At 37.9% G+C, this 17856-nt stretch carries 15 protein-coding genes and 2 tRNA genes; 16 read left to right on the plus strand and 1 reads right to left on the minus strand.

The annotated features are described in order from the left end of the window. Positions 1–170 precede the first annotated feature (170 nt). The 10 genes from GCWU000282_RS08745 (at position 171) to GCWU000282_RS08790 (ending at position 8664) form a co-directional block, all read left to right on the plus strand. Positions 171–647 carry an NfeD family protein gene (locus tag GCWU000282_RS08745; protein ID WP_023354732.1) on the plus strand — a complete coding sequence of 159 codons (477 nt, stop codon included), beginning with the start codon at positions 171–173 and terminating at the stop codon, positions 645–647. Positions 648–939: 292 nt separating this feature from the next. Beyond that, positions 940–1890, plus strand: a complete 951-nt coding sequence (locus GCWU000282_RS08750) for an SPFH domain-containing protein (RefSeq protein ID WP_035040388.1) — start codon at positions 940–942, stop codon at positions 1888–1890. Next, positions 1890–2525 carry a YczE/YyaS/YitT family protein gene (locus GCWU000282_RS08755; RefSeq protein ID WP_023354734.1) on the plus strand — a complete coding sequence of 212 codons (636 nt, stop codon included), beginning with the start codon at positions 1890–1892 and terminating at the stop codon, positions 2523–2525. Before GCWU000282_RS08750 ends, GCWU000282_RS08755 begins: the two co-directional genes overlap by 1 nt. 402 nt (positions 2526–2927) lie before the next feature. Next, positions 2928–4724: an ABC-F family ATP-binding cassette domain-containing protein gene (locus tag GCWU000282_RS08760; RefSeq protein ID WP_023354735.1), complete on the plus strand. Its 1797-nt coding sequence runs from the start codon at positions 2928–2930 to the stop codon at positions 4722–4724. Beyond that, on the plus strand, positions 4725–5534 hold the full coding sequence (locus GCWU000282_RS08765) for a TraX family protein (RefSeq protein ID WP_023354736.1): 810 nt from the start codon (positions 4725–4727) through the stop codon (positions 5532–5534). It begins immediately after the preceding gene. Between the two features lie 6 nt (positions 5535–5540). Then, complete coding sequence (locus GCWU000282_RS08770) at positions 5541–6506, plus strand: GNAT family N-acetyltransferase (protein WP_023354737.1); 966 nt, start codon at positions 5541–5543, stop codon at positions 6504–6506. 12 nt (positions 6507–6518) lie between these two features. Then, positions 6519–6695 (plus strand): DUF4250 domain-containing protein, encoded by a 177-nt coding sequence (locus GCWU000282_RS08775; RefSeq protein ID WP_023354738.1) that lies wholly within the window; start codon positions 6519–6521, stop codon positions 6693–6695. Positions 6696–7281: 586 nt separating this feature from the next. Continuing rightward, positions 7282–8118 (plus strand): DegV family protein, encoded by an 837-nt coding sequence (locus tag GCWU000282_RS08780; protein ID WP_023354739.1) that lies wholly within the window; start codon positions 7282–7284, stop codon positions 8116–8118. Between the two features lie 45 nt (positions 8119–8163). Continuing rightward, the gene (relB, locus tag GCWU000282_RS08785) at positions 8164–8385 is read left to right on the plus strand and encodes a type II toxin-antitoxin system RelB family antitoxin (RefSeq protein ID WP_023354740.1); all 222 of its coding nucleotides are present in this window, start codon (positions 8164–8166) and stop codon (positions 8383–8385) included. Next, positions 8386–8664, plus strand: a complete 279-nt coding sequence (locus GCWU000282_RS08790) for a type II toxin-antitoxin system RelE family toxin (RefSeq protein WP_023354741.1) — start codon at positions 8386–8388, stop codon at positions 8662–8664. 91 nt (positions 8665–8755) lie between these two features. On the opposite strand, the gene GCWU000282_RS08795 is transcribed toward GCWU000282_RS08790, so the two are convergent. After that, positions 8756–8828: transfer RNA gene (locus GCWU000282_RS08795), tRNA-Thr, on the minus strand. A 90-nt stretch (positions 8829–8918) separates the two neighbouring features. Here GCWU000282_RS08795 and GCWU000282_RS08800 point away from each other — a divergent pair. The 6 genes from GCWU000282_RS08800 to GCWU000282_RS08825 all read left to right on the plus strand — a co-directional run bounded on the left by GCWU000282_RS08800 (position 8919) and on the right by GCWU000282_RS08825 (position 17821). Continuing rightward, positions 8919–8992, plus strand: a tRNA-Arg gene (locus tag GCWU000282_RS08800). Between the two features lie 152 nt (positions 8993–9144). Further along, the gene (gene gap / locus GCWU000282_RS08805) at positions 9145–10170 is read left to right on the plus strand and encodes a type I glyceraldehyde-3-phosphate dehydrogenase (protein ID WP_023354742.1); all 1026 of its coding nucleotides are present in this window, start codon (positions 9145–9147) and stop codon (positions 10168–10170) included. A gap of 77 nt (positions 10171–10247) precedes the next feature. Further along, complete coding sequence (locus GCWU000282_RS08810; RefSeq protein ID WP_035040129.1) at positions 10248–11459, plus strand: phosphoglycerate kinase; 1212 nt, start codon at positions 10248–10250, stop codon at positions 11457–11459. 157 nt (positions 11460–11616) lie between these two features. Continuing rightward, complete coding sequence (tpiA, locus tag GCWU000282_RS08815) at positions 11617–12363, plus strand: triose-phosphate isomerase (RefSeq protein ID WP_023354744.1); 747 nt, start codon at positions 11617–11619, stop codon at positions 12361–12363. Between the two features lie 634 nt (positions 12364–12997). Beyond that, positions 12998–14503 (plus strand): threonine synthase, encoded by a 1506-nt coding sequence (gene thrC, locus GCWU000282_RS08820; protein ID WP_023354745.1) that lies wholly within the window; start codon positions 12998–13000, stop codon positions 14501–14503. Between the two features lie 336 nt (positions 14504–14839). Beyond that, complete coding sequence (locus GCWU000282_RS08825) at positions 14840–17821, plus strand: Ig-like domain-containing protein (RefSeq protein WP_023354746.1); 2982 nt, start codon at positions 14840–14842, stop codon at positions 17819–17821. Positions 17822–17856 lie beyond the last annotated feature (35 nt).

Here is a 17856-nt window from a genome sequence, read left to right on the forward strand (position 1 = left end):
AACATCATTCTTTGCTGTATTCTAAGGAAAGTAAAAAAATTCTCAGAGGGATTTGTTATTCTTCCTTAAGGAATTGTTTTGAAAAAAGTAAACAAAAATAGAAGCAAAGGGTTTATAATAAAAAGAAACAGAATATTTTAAATGCTTGAATTATATTAAGGAGGTGGAGTATGGATTTTCAGTTTTGGCTTATGGCATTTATCATACTTGTTGTAATGGAATTCTTAACTATGGGACTTACGACTATATGGTTTGCAATAGGTGCTCTGACAGCTTTTTTTGCAAGCTTGTTCGGGGTTTCGTTTTGGATACAGATTATACTGTTTTTAGTAGTTTCGCTTGTAGTACTTGTAGTATACAGGCCGCTTGCGGTTAAGTATGTAAATTCCAGGAGGACTAAAACCAATGTGGATGACTTGGTTGGAAAAGAAGCCAAGGTTACCGAGAAAATTGACAATCTTAACCAGACAGGCAGGGTAGTCTTAAACGGAATGGACTGGTCGGCAAGAACTACAATAGGAGGAACTATAGATGTAGATACTATAGTAAAGGTTGTAGAGGTTCAGGGTGTTAAGCTGATAGTAGAGCCTGTTATATCTGAGGGAGTTTCAAGCTTTGACTCCGGTGTAGCTCAGCAGGTTCAGTAAGATATTTAATTAAAATAATTCAGATATCGAAAATATGTTAAATTTATGATATAATGTGAACACTTAATGAATGCAAGCTGTAAAGCGAAGCATGAATTTAGTGACGACGCACCGAAGGTGCTAGTGCTGTGCAAGGCGAGCCGATTTTGGCGAAGACTGAACTTAGTACTTATGATATAATATTTTGGAGTGGATGTAATGGTTTTTCCATTTACATATAAAATTAAAGAAAAGAGGTATTTTTATGGGCGAATTGTTTAACATGGCAAATATTGCAGTGGCATTTGGAGGAATGATAGATGGACCATTTTTTGCTCTGGCTTTAGTAGCCATAGTAATCATTTTGGTTTTTGCATCCTGTATCAAGATTGTGCCACAGGCAACAGCTCTGGTTATTGAAAGACTGGGTGGTTATCAGGATACCTGGCACGTAGGTGTACACGTAAAGATGCCTTTCATTGACAGAGTAGCAAAAAAAGTTACGTTAAAAGAGCAAGTGGCAGATTTCCCACCACAGCCGGTTATTACCAAGGATAATGTTTCTATCAGAATAGATACCGTTATTTTTTATCAGATAACCGATCCACAGCTATATACTTATGGTGTGGAAAGCCCTATCTCGGCGATTGAGAATATCACTGTTACCACGCTACGTAATATAATCGGTGATCTTGAACTTGATCAAACGCTTACGTCACGTGAAAAGATTAATAGAGATATGTGCAAGGTACTTGATGTGGCTACCGATCCTTGGGGAATCAAGGTAAACAGAGTAGAGCTTAAGAATATTATGTGTCCTCCTGATATCCAGGGAGCTATGGAGAAGCAGGCTAAGGCAGAGCGTGAAAGACGTGCTGCTGTTACCAGTGCAGAAGGTGAGAAGAAGGCAGCCATCCTTGTAGCGGAAGGAAATAAGGAGTCTACCATCCTTGAAGCAGAGGCAGAGAAAGCAGCTCAGATTCTTCGTGCTGAGGCTAAGAAGGAAGCTACTATCCGTGAAGCGGAAGGTCAGGCTCAGGCTATACTTGCAGTTCAGAAGGCTAATGCAGACGGTATCAAGCTTCTCAATGAGTCAGCTCCTTCAAGCGAGGTAATAAAGCTTAAAGGGCTTGAAGCTTTTGGAAGAGCAGCAGACGGCAAGGCAACCAAGATAATTATTCCATCTGAAATACAGGGACTTGCAGGACTTGTAAGCGGAATTACAGAAGTAGCTGCACAGGCTAAGAAGCAGGTGGAGGAATAATGAAAATAAAACTTCCTGAAAAATTTCTGCCAAGACTTATAATGACATTGCTTGGAGTAATAATATGTGCAATAGCAGTAGGATTTTTTAAGAATTCACTTTTTGGAATAGATCCGTTTCAGAGCTTTGCACAGGGGTCACATGCAAGACTGTTTTCAGGGGTTAGTTACGGAACTTATTATATGGGGATAAGTTTCATTATGCTTGTTATAGTTCTGATATTGGATAAGCATTATATTGGAATAGCAACTATTTTAAATTTATTTTTTTCAGGCTATATTGTAGATTTTGCAAATAATTATATTGCGGTAATGATTCCTGAACCGACTCTTGTTGTGAGAGTAGTTATGTTGCTTATAGGGGTAGTGGTGCTGTGTTTTGCATCATCACTGTATATGACTTCTGATTTGGGAGTTTCAGTCTATGATGCAATACCGATTATTATTTCAAAGAGGACAGGTAAACAGTTCAGGATTATGCGTATATGCAGTGACTTAATCTGTGTAATCATAGGAGCTCTCTGTGGCCTACTGCCGGGGCTTGGAACTCTTATAACCGCATTTTTTATGGGACCGCTGATAGACTTTTTTAACCGAAAGTTTTCAGCACCACTACTTGAAAAATTTAAGGCGTAAAATGGTAAGGAAGTACAATAACCTTACATCAATAAAATCAGCTTATATCTTATTAAGGTATGGCTGATTTTATTTTGTTTAATAGGATATATTGAAAAAACGGTAGTTTTATGTGAAAAAAGTTTTGAAAAAACGGTAGTTTTATGTATAAAAAGTTTTGAATAAATGGTACCTTTATGTGTAATAAGCTTGGAATAAATGGAACACACACTTAAAACTAGAAGTTTAAGTCTTTTAATATATAGCTTACTATATTTACAACAAAGTTTGATATATGATATTATAGGACAGAAATTTTTAACTTCTTAATTATATTTAGAATAAGACTGTTCCTGAACGTGACAATGAGGGGATATGTGAGAAGAGGTTTTTTAATAATTTGAGATAGATTTAGGAGAAAATATGAATTTACTTACAGCAGAAAATATATCGAAAAGTTTTAACTCAGATAAGATTTTATTCGATAATATTTCTTTAGGTATAAATGAAGGCGATAAAATAGGACTTATAGGTATAAACGGTACAGGGAAGTCCACCCTTTTAAAAATCCTTGCAGGAGAGGAAGAGGCAGACAGTGGTAAGCTTACCAAGGGAAATGCGGTTCGTATAGCTTATCTTCCGCAGAATCCTGAATTTGACGATAACGAAAGTGTAATATCAGAAGTAATTAAAGGCAAAAAAGCCAAAAATGAGTTTTGGGATACGGAAGGTGAGGCAAGAAGTCTGCTTGCAAAGTTTGAAATAGATGATGTGGAAGCTAAGGTAGGTACACTTTCAGGCGGACAGAAAAAGAGGGCTGCCCTTGTGCGTACCCTGCTGGACGATGCGGAGATTCTTATTTTAGACGAACCTACCAACCACCTTGATACGGCTATGTCGGAGTGGTTTGAGGATTATTTGAAAAAAATGAAACAGGCACTATTCATAATCACTCATGACAGATACTTCCTAGACCAAGTAACCAACAGGATAGCAGAGCTTACACATGGAAAGCTCTATTCCTATGTGGGCGGTTATATGAAGTACCTTGAGCTTAAAGCAGAACGTGAAGAAATGGAGATTGCGACCGAGAGAAAGAATGCCGCTCTTTATAAGAAGGATTTGGCCTGGATGATGAGGGGAGCAAGAGCACGCTCAACCAAGCAGAAGGCACATATAGAACGTTTTGAAGAGCTTAAAAACAGAGATAAGATTATAGTGGATAAAGAAGTAGTAGTTGATTCAGTATCAAGCCGTCTTGGAAAGCAGATTATAGAGATAGACAACATTTCAAAGTCTTACGGAAATAAAGTTTTGTTTACCGATTTTACCTATATGTTTAGAAGGATTGACAGGATAGGTATAATCGGTAAAAATGGTTCAGGCAAGTCAACCCTGTTAAAAACAATTTTAGGACAGGTAAAGCCTGACAGCGGAAATATTATCATAGGACAGACTGCAAAAATAGGCTATTTCTCACAGGATTCGGGAGAACTTAACCCTAATCAGACAGTTATAGAATCGGCAAAAGATATAGCAGAATATGTACAGACCAAAGACGGCACTATTTCAGCAAGTAAAATGCTTGAACGTTTCCTTTTTGAAGGGGCTATGCAGTATACAAAGATAGAGAAACTTTCAGGTGGAGAAAGACGGAGGCTGGCACTTTTACATACCCTCATTTCAGCTCCTAATATCCTTATTTTAGATGAGCCGACCAACGACCTTGATATAACCACACTTTCAATTTTAGAGGACTATCTTGACAGCTTTGACGGAGTGGTTATTACAGTTTCGCATGACAGATACTTCCTTGACAGGGTGGCAAATAGGATATTTTCATTTGAAAATGGCTGTATAAAGCTTTATGAAGGCGGTTACAGCGATTATCTTGAAAAAGCAGAGCCTAAGACAGAGGAAGTGAAGGCAGAGAAAATAGAAAGCTCTGCGAAAAAGGACTGGAAGGCGAACAAAGCTACCAAGCTTAAGTTTACCTATGCTGAACAGAAAGAATTTGAGACTATAGACGAGGATATTGAAAAGTTAAACGAGGCTATAGAAAAGCTTGATGCGGAAATAGAGGAAAATGCTTCAAGGTATGGAAAACTGGGTGAGCTTATGGCGGAAAAAGAAAAGCTGGAAAAAGAATTGGAACATAAAGAAGAGAGATGGCTTTATCTTACGGAACTTAATGAGAAAATAAAAGCCGGAGGAAAATAAATGCAGGTTACATCATTTGTACTTAAAATAATTGCGATAATATCTATGCTTATAGACCATACTACAGTTGCCCTTTATTATTTTATTCCTACTGAAATGGATTATATATATGATATAGGGAGAGGAATAGGAAGAATTGCATTTCCGCTTTTCTGTTTTATGATAGTGGAAGGATATTATCATACACGTAATAAATGGCGCTATTTGGGGAGTTTGATATTACTGGCATTTATATCCGAATTGCCGTTTGATTCCTTATTTTCGGACAATGGCTTTCAACTTGAGTATAATTCACAGAATGTATTTTTCACGCTTGCAATGGGGCTGCTTATGGTAATCCTGCTTGATGCCACTAATAAAAGAATGAAGGCAATCATAGAAAAACAAGAAAAAGGAGTTAACAGATTTGAAGCAGTTGCAACCAATGTAATCGTACAGATTTTAATCATACAGCTTATGTATATGCCTATGAGCTATATAAAATCAGATTATGATAGTTTTGGTCTTGATTTAATCCTTTATATTTATTATTTTGAAAAAATACCCGGTTTGCTTAAAAAAATCAATGAAAAATTCGAAGGTGATAAGGTAAAGTTTATATTTGCGGGACTTGCGGTTCTTTTCTGGTTTATTGAATTTGATTTTGCAAGAGGCGGTATAACAGAAAGTCCCGGTTTGCCGGCAGTCATCCTGATTATGCTTTACAACGGTCAAAGAGGAGACTACAAAATACCTAAGTATGTATTTTACTTTTTCTATCCGATTCATTTGCTTGTGCTGTATTTTATAAGAAAAATGCTGGTCGGGTAATAATCTATGACGGAGAAGTTGAAATTTGTACTTGTCTGCTATGAAGGACTGCCTGAAAAAGAGATTGATTTTGTTCATAAAATACTGAAAGATTTTAAAAAATATAAGATTGTTTGTCTTGAGTATAAAAGACTCCCGGACTGTGGAGCAAAATTAGTTAAACAATTAACAGACTATTGTAATGAAACTGATAACTTTGCTTCCGCCGGAGACACCGGGGTGCATCAAGCCTCTTTTTTGTTTAGCTTGCAATCGGTAATCAAAAATTTAGCATATGAAGAAAAAGACGGAATAATTTTTATTTCCGCTGATAACTGTAGTGAGGAGCTGCTCAGTTCGGGTCTTACAACTGTTATATATGATAAAAATATGGGAACAGGCTTGCCTTATGGATTTGACCTTATAGTAGAAAGTTTTGAAGAAGTGGAAACCGATTTTCTAATCAAGCTCAGGTGTCATAAAAACGGAATTCCTTGTTCTGTTGCAAATACGGAAAGAACCGTAATAAGGGAACTTAGTGAAAAAGATGTTGATGAAATGATAAAAATAAGCAGACAGGAGCATATCATCAGATTTGTGGAAGACGGCAGGATATCTGAGTCTGAGCAGAGAGATAAACTGCTTGCTTATATGGAAAATGTTTATAAATTCTATGACTTTGGTATCTGGGGTATATTTGAAAAAAAGACAGGTATTCTGATAGGTGTTATAAGCCTCGACTTGCTTAAAACTACAGAAAATGCAGAGTATGAAGCAGGATTTTTTATCAGAAAAGAAAAACTTGGTCTGGGCTTAGGAAAAGAAGCACTGGATGCCGTAGCATATTATGCGAAGAATAAGCTTGAAGCTTTAAGGCTGACAGCGGTTACTGATAAAGAAAATATTGGAGCTGTAAAATTGCTTGAAAAATGTGGATTTAAGCAAAAATGTATAAATGATAAAAGAATTTTTATAAAGATATTAAAGGATTAGAAGGAGAGAGAAATGGAATTACCAAAGGATGAAGTTATACTTTTAAGTTATGTAAACACAAAGCTTAGAGATTTTTATCCAAGTCTTGATGAGTTTTGTAAGGAGGTAGGGGTAGACAGAGGTTATATCATAGAAAAACTTGGCAAGATAGACTATGTGTATGATGAGCGGTTGAATAAGTTTGTGTAAAATAAAGTCTTGAAAAGATTAGTTATTTAGGCTATAATGTTGATAGCTAAAGTAATAAGTGACATATACACAAACCCCTGAGAGGTGCGAGCTCTCAGGGGTTCTTGTACATATAGGCTAGTTGTCATTATTAATTCCGTCTAACCATTTGCAAATGAGATAGCTAGTCACATTTGCCATAACGGAAATTATAAAAGTAATAAGTTCCATATACACACCCCCTTTCCGCTGTCGGTCTGGAGTATGACAACAAAATAATTTTATATTATAATTTTTTGATAGTCAATTGATTTGAGGTAATAAAGTTACAAAATTTTCTATTTTACTATAAAGTTTTACAAAGAGTAACTGCTTAGACTATAATGGTGATGGCTAAAAAAATAACATTTTGATGACATAAACCCTTGAGAAATGTAAACTCTCAAGGGTTTATGTACATGTAGGGCAGTCGTTATTGTTGCTTCAGCCTAACCGTTTGCAGAGGAGATAGCCTGTAACAAAAAATATTTATAAAAATTTAACTTTAAATATGCGTTTTCGTATGCTATGATATGTAGTATTGAAAACTACATGCAAGGAGAAGCGTATGTCATATTTAATTTTGTGCGATAGTGGAACAGATTTTACTAAGGAATTAAAGGAAAAAGAAGAGGTTATAAAGATTCCGTTGACCTTGAGACTTGGAGATGAGGACTTTGTAGATGATGACAATCTGGATGCACTGTATTTTCTTCAGAAGATGAAAAACTATCCGGATACCCCTAAGTCAGCCTGCCCATCACCTGAGGACTATATGAAGCATTTTGATAAGGCAGATGAAATCTTCATCATAACTATATCATCCAAATTATCTGCCTCATATAATTCAGCTAAGATAGCAATTGATATGTACCATGAGGAGCATGGAAAAAACAAGGTTTACCTGATAGATTCTAAGGGAGCAGCAGCTTCGCAGGCTTTATTGGCACATAAAATAATTGAGCTTAAGGAAGCAGGACATGGGTTTGAGGACACAATTAAAGAAGTAGAAAAACTTAACTCTAAAAAACAGACTATTTTTGTATTGGAAACCCTTGAAAATCTGAGAAAGAACGGCAGGCTTACCGGAATCAAGGCATTTATAGCTGAGGCACTCAATATAAAACCTGTTATGACAACAGACGGAGAAGGAAATATAATTAAGGCAGATCAGGCAAGGGGAATCAACAAAGCCTGCGGCATTCTTGCGGACTTGGCTGCAAAACACGCTGAAAAAACAGGAAGTAAGGCGCTTGTGATTTCTCATTGCAACTGCCCTGAAAGAGCTGAAAAAATAAAAGCTATGATTGAAGAAAAATATAAGTTCGACAGAGTAGACATTGTTATGACAGGCGGTATTGCTACACTTTATGCAGCGGAAGGCGGAATAATAATAGGTTGTTAATTTGCATTGTGTTATGATTTTGCTAAATAGAAAGGGGTATATAAAATGAGTGTTACTATTGATTTAAGCGACATTGAACAGGCCATACTTGAAAATTACGCAAAACAACATTCTTTAACCATTGAACAGGCCATTAAAACAACACTATTAGAGATAATAGAGGACAAAGTTGACTTGTTGGCAGCAGAGGAAGCGCATAAGGAGTTTGTAAAAAAACCTGTTACTTATTCACATGATGATGCTTGGGCAGAGATAATGGGGGAATAAATGAGTTATAGTGTGGAATATTCAAAGCAAGCTGTTAAGTTTCTTAAAAAGCTTGATAGAACTGCCAAGATATTAATTAAAGAATGGATAGAAAATAATTTAATAGGTTGCACAAACCCATTTGATAAAGGTAAGTCGCTGACAGGTGACAAAAAAGGCTACTGGCGGTATAGAGTAGAGAACTATAGAATAATATGTGAAATAGAGCAAGATAAGTTAATTATTACTATTATAGAAGTGGGTCATAGAAGCACAGTTTATAAGAGATTTAAACAATAGGAATTAGTGGATAAAGCGATTAAATTCCTAATGACTTTGCAAATTTACTTGAATTTGTCTGGCTTATCAAGCTTAAAGTACAAATAAAAAAGGCTACTGATCGGACTCGAACCGACGGCCTGCTGATTACGAATCAGCTGCTCCACCAACTGAGCTACAGTAGCAAATTGCCACACTATTATAGCTGAAAAAAATTAAAAAGTAAAGTATCAAGTGTTTACAAAAAATAATAACTATGGTATAAGAAATAATATGCGCTTGTAGCTCAGCCGGATAGAGCACCGGCTTCCGAAGCCGGGTGTCGCAGGTTCGAATCCTGTCAGGCGCATATTTTTAATTTTAAATGAAAAAACATGATAAAGTTTGATAAAAAAATATCAAAATATAATGAATTGATACTTGATATTTTTCTCTATTCAAGTTAGAATAATAGATAGATTTGGTAAACAATATCAACACATAAATTAGGAGGATATTAAAATGGCAGTTAAAGTTGCAATTAATGGTTTTGGTCGTATCGGTCGTCTTGCATTCAGACAGATGTTCGGACATGAAGGTTCAGAAATCGTAGCTATCAATGATCTTACAGATCCTAAGATGCTCGCTCACCTTCTTAAATATGATTCATCACAGGGAAAATATGCACTTGCAGATAAGGTTACATCAGGTGAGGACAGCATTACTGTTGATGGCAAGACAATCAAAATCTACAAGGAGAAAGACGCAAACAACCTTCCTTGGAAAGAGCTTGGAGTAGATGTTGTACTTGAGTGTACAGGTTTCTATACAAGCAAAGAAAAGTCACAGGCTCATATCAATGCCGGTGCTAAGAAAGTTGTTATTTCCGCTCCTGCCGGTAACGATCTTCCTACTATCGTATATAATGTAAACCACGAGAATCTTAAGGCTGAGGATGATATCATTTCTGCAGCTTCTTGTACAACAAACTGCCTTGCACCTATGGCAAAAGCACTTAATGACTTTGCGCCTATCCAGAGCGGTATCATGTCAACCATCCACGCTTACACAGGCGATCAGATGACACTTGACGGACCTCATCCAAAGGGAGATTTAAGAAGAGCAAGAGCAGCAGCAGCTAACATCGTTCCTAACAGCACAGGTGCAGCTAAGGCTATCGGTCTTGTTATTCCTGAGCTTAACGGCAAGCTCATCGGTTCTGCACAGAGAGTTCCTGTGCCTACAGGTTCAACAACTCTTCTTTATGCAGTAGTTAAGAGCGACAAGGAAATCACAAAAGATGATGTAAATGCAGCTATGAAGAAGGCTTCAGATCCTGAGACCTTTGGTTACAATGAGGATCAGATTGTTTCTTCAGATATCGTTGGTATGACATACGGCTCACTCTTTGACGCTACGCAGACTATGGTATCTAAGGTCGGCGAGGGACTTTACCTTGTACAGGTTGTTTCCTGGTATGACAATGAGAACTCATACACATCTCAGATGGTTAGAACAATTAAATACTTCGAGAAGTTTGTGAAGTAAATAAAATGCGGTTAAGCCGCCGGGGGCAATGGCTCTCGGTGGCTTTTTTCATAATGGAAAATAAGGAGAATAAACCAATGGCAGGATTAAATAAAAAAAGCGTTGACGATATCAATGTTAAGGGTAAAAGAGTATTAGTACGTTGCGATTTTAATGTACCTCTTAAAGAAGGCAAGATTACAGATGAAAACCGTCTTGTAGCAGCCCTTCCTACAATCAAGAAGCTTATAGCTGATGGAGGCAAGGTTATTCTTTGCTCACATCTTGGCAAGCCGAAGGGAGAGCCAAAGCCTGAGCTTTCGCTTGCTCCTGTAGCGGTAAGACTTGCTGAACTTCTTGGTCAGCCTGTAAAATTTGCAGCTGATGATGAAGTGGTAGGTGCTAATGCAAAGGCTGCGGTAGAAGCTATGAAGGACGGAGAAGTTGTGCTTCTTCAGAACACCAGATACAGAGCAGAAGAGACAAAGAACGGTGAAGCTTTTTCAAAAGAACTTGCTTCACTTGCGGATGTATTTGTAAATGATGCTTTCGGTACAGCTCACAGGGCACACTGCTCAAACGTAGGTGTTACACAGTATATCGATACCTGCGTGGTTGGTTATCTTATGAACAAGGAAATTGAGTTCCTCGGAAATGCTGTTGAGAATCCTAAGCGCCCATTCGTAGCTATCCTCGGTGGTGCGAAGGTAGCGGATAAGCTTAACGTAATCAACAACCTTCTTGAGAAATGCGATACCCTCATTATAGGCGGTGGTATGGCTTATACCTTCCTCAAGGCTCAGGGCAAGGAAATCGGACTTTCACTTGTTGACAATGAAAAGATTGATTATTGTAAGGAAATGCTCGCAAAGGCTGAAAAGCTTGGCAAGAAGCTTCTTCTTCCGGTTGATTCAGTTACAATCAAGGATTTCCCTAACCCGATAGATGCTCCTGTAGAAGTAGAGACTTATGATTCAGACAGTCTCCCTGCAGACAGAGAAGGTTGCGATATCGGTCCTAAGAGTGCAGAGCTTTTTGCAAATGAAGTTAAGTCTGCAAAGACAGTAGTTTGGAACGGACCTATGGGTGTATTTGAAAATCCTACACTTGCAGCAGGTACACTTGCGGTAGCTAAGGCGCTTGCAGAGACGGATGCAACTACCATCATCGGTGGAGGAGATTCAGCGGCAGCAGTAAACCAGATGGGATTTGGCGACAAGATGAGCCATATTTCCACAGGTGGCGGTGCTTCCCTAGAATTCCTTGAGGGTAAGGAGCTTCCGGGTGTAGCAGCAGCTAACGATAAATAAAAAATAAAATACATTTACTCTGCTAATCTCATACTTAGCAAATATCTGTAAAATATCGTAATTTTAAGCCTGCAGCTTGATTATGATATTTTACAAGATGTTTCGTGAATAATTTGGATTAAATGAGGTTAGCGGAATAATTTGAAAGGTTAATACAATGAGAAGAAAAATAATTGCAGGCAACTGGAAAATGAACAAGACTCCCAGCGAGGCAGTTGCATTAGTAAATGAATTAAAAGATTTAGTTAAAAATGATGAGGTAGATGTAGTTTACTGTGTACCTGCTATTGACATAGTTCCTGTAGCAGAGGCTGTTAAGGGAACCAATGTTAAGATTGGCGCAGAAAATATGTACTTCGAGGAGAGCGGTGCTTACACAGGTGAGATTTCAGCAGCTATGCTTAAAGATGCAGGTGTAGAGTATGTAATCATCGGTCACAGTGAGAGAAGAGATTATTTTAAAGAAGATGATGTACTTCTGAACAAAAAAGTAAAGAAGGCTATTGAGGCAGGAATTACTCCTATTCTTTGCTGCGGTGAAACCTTAGAGCAGAGAGAGATGGGCATAGCAGTTGATTTTATCAGACTTCAGATTAAGTCTGACTTAAAGGATGTTGCTGCGGCAGATGTAGCTAAGCTTGTAATAGCCTATGAGCCTATCTGGGCTATCGGTACAGGCAAGACAGCCACAAGTGAGCAGGCTGAGGAAATCTGTAAAGCAGTTCGTGACTGTGTAAGAGAAATGTATGATGATGATACTGCTGAGAAGGTTCGTATCCAGTACGGCGGCTCTGTAAATGCCGGCAATGCAGCGGAACTCTTCACAAAGCCGAATATTGACGGTGCTTTGGTAGGCGGAGCAAGCCTTAAGGCTGATTTTGGAAAAATTGTGAACTATAAGTAAGAATTTGACTTTTAAGATTAGAATGGATTACAATAAGAATGTATTAATGTTGTAACAACTCCAATGAAATTCAAGAAAACGAACACCCCGGAGTGGCTTCTCCGGGGTGTTCGTTTTTAAAGGCGGTTTAACTTATTAGACTAAGTGTCATATCTAAAAAAATACTCTATTAATCTTCCCCTATCTGTGCTAAAATTCGTCTGTTGCCTCCCCAATCAAGCAACAGAAAGGGGGTGAGTTCATTGGAGTATATTATAGCATTTATTATCTCTGTTATGGCTGGTATAGTTGCCAACTATATAAGCAAATGGTTGGACAGAGAGAAGAAAAAGGGCAACCGGCCTAAAAAGGATTAAGCCGCCTTGTAAAACATAGGAATAGAAAAACCCGGAGTTCTCAGGCTTCCGGGTTTTTCGAGTTTCATTGAAACATATTATAGCTTTTAGCTTTACGCCTATATGTATTATAAGGCATCATTACATAAAAAGTCAATAGTCACCTTAGCTTCATCTTTCTTATCAAGCAGTTATTTTCTCGTCCTGTTATTCTAAAAAATTATCAACTCTATTCTCTATTCATCTTGCTAAATTCCCTCATAAATGCTATCATACAAAACAAAATAAGGAGGTAGAAAATGGAAATAAAATATATAAGTACCAGAGGAGATAAGGAAGCGGTTACGGCTTCGCAGGCAATACTTAGGGGAATAGCCCCTGACGGAGGACTTTACGTACCTGACAAATTCCCAAAACTTGACAAGAGCTTGGAGGAACTCGGGAAGCTTAATTACAGAGAAGTAGCATACGAGGTTATGAAGCTTTTCTTTACCGATTTTACTGAAGACGAACTAAGATCCTGCATAGCTTCGGCCTATGATGAAAAATTTGACACAGAAGAGATAGTTCCTTTAAAAGAAGCGGACGGGCTTACATATTTGGAACTTTTCCATGGCCCTACCCTGGCCTTTAAGGATATGGCACTTTCCATCCTTCCGTATCTTATGGTAACATCGGCCAAGAAAAACGGTCTTAAAGAGAAAATCATCATCCTTACAGCTACCTCGGGAGATACAGGAAAGGCTGCCCTGGCCGGATTTGCGGATGTGGAAGGGACGGGAATTATAGTATTTTATCCAAAAGACGGTGTAAGTCCTTTCCAGAAACAGCAAATGGTTACCGAAAAAGGTAAGAATACTTCTATAGTAGCCATAGAAGGCAACTTTGACGATGCACAAAACGGAGTAAAAGCCATATTTTCAGATAAAGAGCTGGCGGCTGAACTTAAGGAAAAGGGCTATGTATTCTCCTCTGCCAATTCAATCAACATAGGCAGACTTGTACCTCAGATAGTTTACTATGTGTATTCCTATGTGAAAATGTATGCCGCAGGAAAGCTTGCAAAAGGCGAAGCTGTAGATGTTTGTGTGCCTACAGGTAACTTTGGAAATATTCTTGCTGCAAGCTATGCCAAAGAAATAGGGCTTCCTGTCGGGAAATTCATCTGTGCTTCAAACACCAATAAAGTACTTTACGACTTCTTTAATACAGGCACTTACGACAGGCAGAGAGAATTTACCCTTACTATATCTCCAAGTATGGACATCCTTATTTCAAGCAACCTGGAGAGGCTTATTTACAAATTATCCGGGAATAATGCGGCTAAAAATGCTGAGTTTATGAAAGAACTGGTAAATGCAGGAAAATACACCATAGATGAAACTATGAGAGCTGCGCTGTGTGATTTTGAAGCAGGTTTTGCCACAGAGGAAGATACCCTTTCTACTATTAAATATGTATTTGAAAAAACAGGCTATGTCATAGATACCCATACAGCGGTTGCGGTATTTGTGGCAAATGAATACAGAAATAAGAATATTTCCGAAAATAAAATCCTGGTAGCTTCCACCGCAAGTCCCTTTAAATTTGCGGGAAGTGTCCTAAAGGCACTTGAAGGAGAGAAGGCAGATACCTTTGCCTCGGAATGGGACAAGATAGCCGGGCTTGAAAAACTTTCAGACAATAAGCTTCCGAAGGTAGCGCTTGAAATAAAGAATGCAGAGGTAAGACATAAGGAAGTATGCGGTAAAAATGAGATGAAACAGGTGGTTAAGGACAAGATATTAAAGGGAACCATAGCTTAAATTTGAAAAAATATCATAAAATATTGTAAAAATACCAAAAAAAATATAAGTTTGACATATACTTGTCACAAACTAAGGCTATACTGGTGCCTGTAAAGTAAATCTTAGCAAGTAATCTTTTAAATACAAAAAGGTTGTAATATTTTAAGAAATTCTTAAGGTATGAATACTTGACCTTTAGTGAACTTATTGTTATAATCGTTTTGTTATTGGAAAGATTATATCCTGTGACAGGACTCTTACATAAGTCACACTGCTTAGTACCGGCCATGTGTCAAAAAGTAAGATATGGAAACAGGGCATAAGTAAACCCAAATTTAAGGAGGAAGAAAAAAGATGAAGAATTTCAGTAAGAAACTCTCATTCGTTATGGCTACCGCTATGGTAGTTACATCCCTTTATGCACCTCAGAATGCAGAGGCAGCTACAAAGAACGCAATTGTTGTTAAGGGCAGCAAGAAGGCTGTTAAGTCTAAGAACATCTATATAGGTGGAAAGACAGTTGACTTTGATGCAATCGTTAAGGGAAAGAATGTAAAAAAAGGAACTTGGAAGACAAGCAACAAGAAGGTAGCTTCTGTTGATAAGAACGGTGTTGTTAAAGCTCTTAAAAACGGAAAAGTAACAATCTCTTTCAAGACAAAGGCGACAAAGAAAACTAAGTCTAAAACAGTTAAGATGACAATCTATGCAAGAACAAGAGCATCTAAGATGACTCTTACACCTGCTGCTGTTACAGTTAAGGAAGGCGCTTCTGCTGATGTTGCTGTCTCTTACGAGCTTTCAAAGAAGATTAAGGCTGCCGGTGGAAAGACTACAACATACAAGCTTTTCGCTGAGTCTTCAGACGAGAAGGTTGCTACAGTTAGCGTAGACGGAAACAGCAAGGTTACAGTTAAGGGTGTTGCTAAGTCAGCTACTCCTGTATCTGTTACAGTATACGCAGCTCAGGTATCAAGCCTTGCAAAGGCTAAAGAAGTTAAGTTTAAGCTTACACAGAAGTTTGATGTTAAGGTAAATGCAAACCTTGAAGCTAAGCAGACAGGTGCTAACAAGATTACCGTTACCGGTAGTGATTTTATAGCTAGTAAGGCTGCTTTCGTAGTTAAGAATTCAAGCGGCGTTGTTCTTCCGTTAAAGGATGAAGTTAAGGTTAACGAAGCTAAGACAGAGGCGGTTCTCGAAGGAGATACAGCACAGATTCCTGTCGGAAAGTATACACTTTCATACAACAACAGCGATCCTGTTGAGTTTGAGGTTGTTAAGGCTGTAGTTAAGAGAATTGAAATTGTTCCTACAAATACTGCTATTATGATTAAGCCTGCAAATCCTGCAGACCCTGTTACCAAGGCTCGTGTATATTATAAAGTATATAACCAGTTTGAAGAGGATGTAACTAAGAATCCTATTGCCGCAAGAATTCAGGTTTCAGGTTCTGATAATGCAACAATGGTATCCAGAGGTGTGATTGAGTTTACAACAACTGTTGCAGGTGGATATCAGCTCAATCTCAGCAAGTTTAGTGTTGCAGTAGTTGACCTTGAGACAGGCGTTAATGCTCAGGCTGTACTTACCGCCGGTGAGGCCTCTAAGGTTTGGGAGACTGAATACAAGGGACTTTATGACACAACCAAGAGAAAATTTGTAGAGAGCATAACAGATGCCGATAAGCTTGCTAATTATTCTGTTATTTACAAGGCAAAAGATCAGTACGGCAATCCACTTGTAAATGATGCTAATAAGAAAGAAATTCAGCTTAATCTTATCAGTGTTACAGGTGTAATCACAGATGTTAATGCAGTAAAGGTTATAACAATTGCTGATGAAGATTATTATGCGTTTCCGCTTAAGGAGGCATCAAATAAGGAGACAGCTTCAAGACCTGGTGAGGTTTCGGTTCAGAGCATAGTTATCAATAACGGAAAGGCTGAAAACCACAAGTTTGAAGTTGTTTCTTCAACAAAGGTAGACACTCTTAATGTAAGATCTGGTGCTTTAGGTGTATATGCTTCTCAGGATAACTTCCTTGATTTCACAGCACTTGATGCTAACGGTAAAGAAGTGACAAGCTGGGATGTGTTAAAGGAACTTAATGATTCTAAATATATTCAGAACTATGCAAACGGCAGCGGTGCAGATGGCAGAAAGTTAATGTTTGTTAAGAAGTCAGACGGCAAGGTGGCCCTTGTTTACAATCCTGGTACAGTTGCCGGAGCGACAGGTACATCATCAGTAACTCAGGTTCTTACATTTGTAACAAAGACAAGTAAGTTTTCAACTGCAACTATAGCTGTTAGAGCTAAGAGAGTTCCTAGCACAATTCTTGGTCTTGCTTCAGATGCTGCAAGAGGTGTTACAAAGACAAAGACATTGACAGTAAAATCCGGTAAGATCAGATTCCAGGATCAGTACGGTAACAACATGTCTGCAAGTGAAGTGAAAGCTTCAGCAGAAACTGGTAAGAGCTACAAGGTTAAAGTTACTTTACTTGATGATAACAACTTTACTTTGGCAAATACCGGTACTACAAATATAACAGGAAGTGATGATGAAATTATCAAGCTTACTGCTAAGGATGTAGATAAGTCAGGAACAACTAAAGTTAAACTTGAATTATACTACAATGATACTGCAACTGCGGTAACTCCTAATGATAAAGTTAAATCTAGCGAGGATAAAACCGTAGAGATGAGTGTTGCTCTTCTTGCAGATATGAACAACTTTGCTATAGAAGATCCGGGTCTCAGACCTGCTAAAAACCTTGATGCAGAAGCAGCTAAGGGCTTTGAGCCAAGTGTAATCGGTTATTATAATGGAGATAAGATTTCTCTTGCTAAGACACAGGATTTCACCGTTTATGGTGCTATAGCTCCTGATCTTACATTCGCTCCTGTTCCTGAAATTGATTCATCTATAAAGAAAACTGTTGTAGAGAAGACAAAGGTTAGAGTAATTATTGCTGATAATAAGGGAACTGAAGTTGAAAGAGAATTCTCATACTCAAATGAAGCACGTAAGGTGAACAAGGTTGAGATGAGCAATACTACAATAAATCTTGCTGATGGTAATGCTAAAGCTTGGACAGATATTAGTGGATCATTTGAGATTAAAGATCAGTATGATGCAGTAATTAATAAAGCTCCATACATCACATACAGTGATTATGATAAAGATAAGGTCGAGGTTGCAAATAATGGTACTTCAACTGCTACAGTTAAAGTTGATAGTGCAAATACTGAGACAACACTTACAGTTAAGTTTGCATTCCCTGGTTCAAGTTATGTATTTGAAAAGGTTATAACACTTAAGAGAGCTTAATCTCTTGTTAAAGTTGTTGTTATAATAAGTGCATA

This window comes from Catonella morbi ATCC 51271 (assembly GCF_000160035.2).
In the GTDB taxonomy this organism is placed as follows: Bacteria; Bacillota; Clostridia; order Lachnospirales; family Lachnospiraceae; genus Catonella; species Catonella morbi.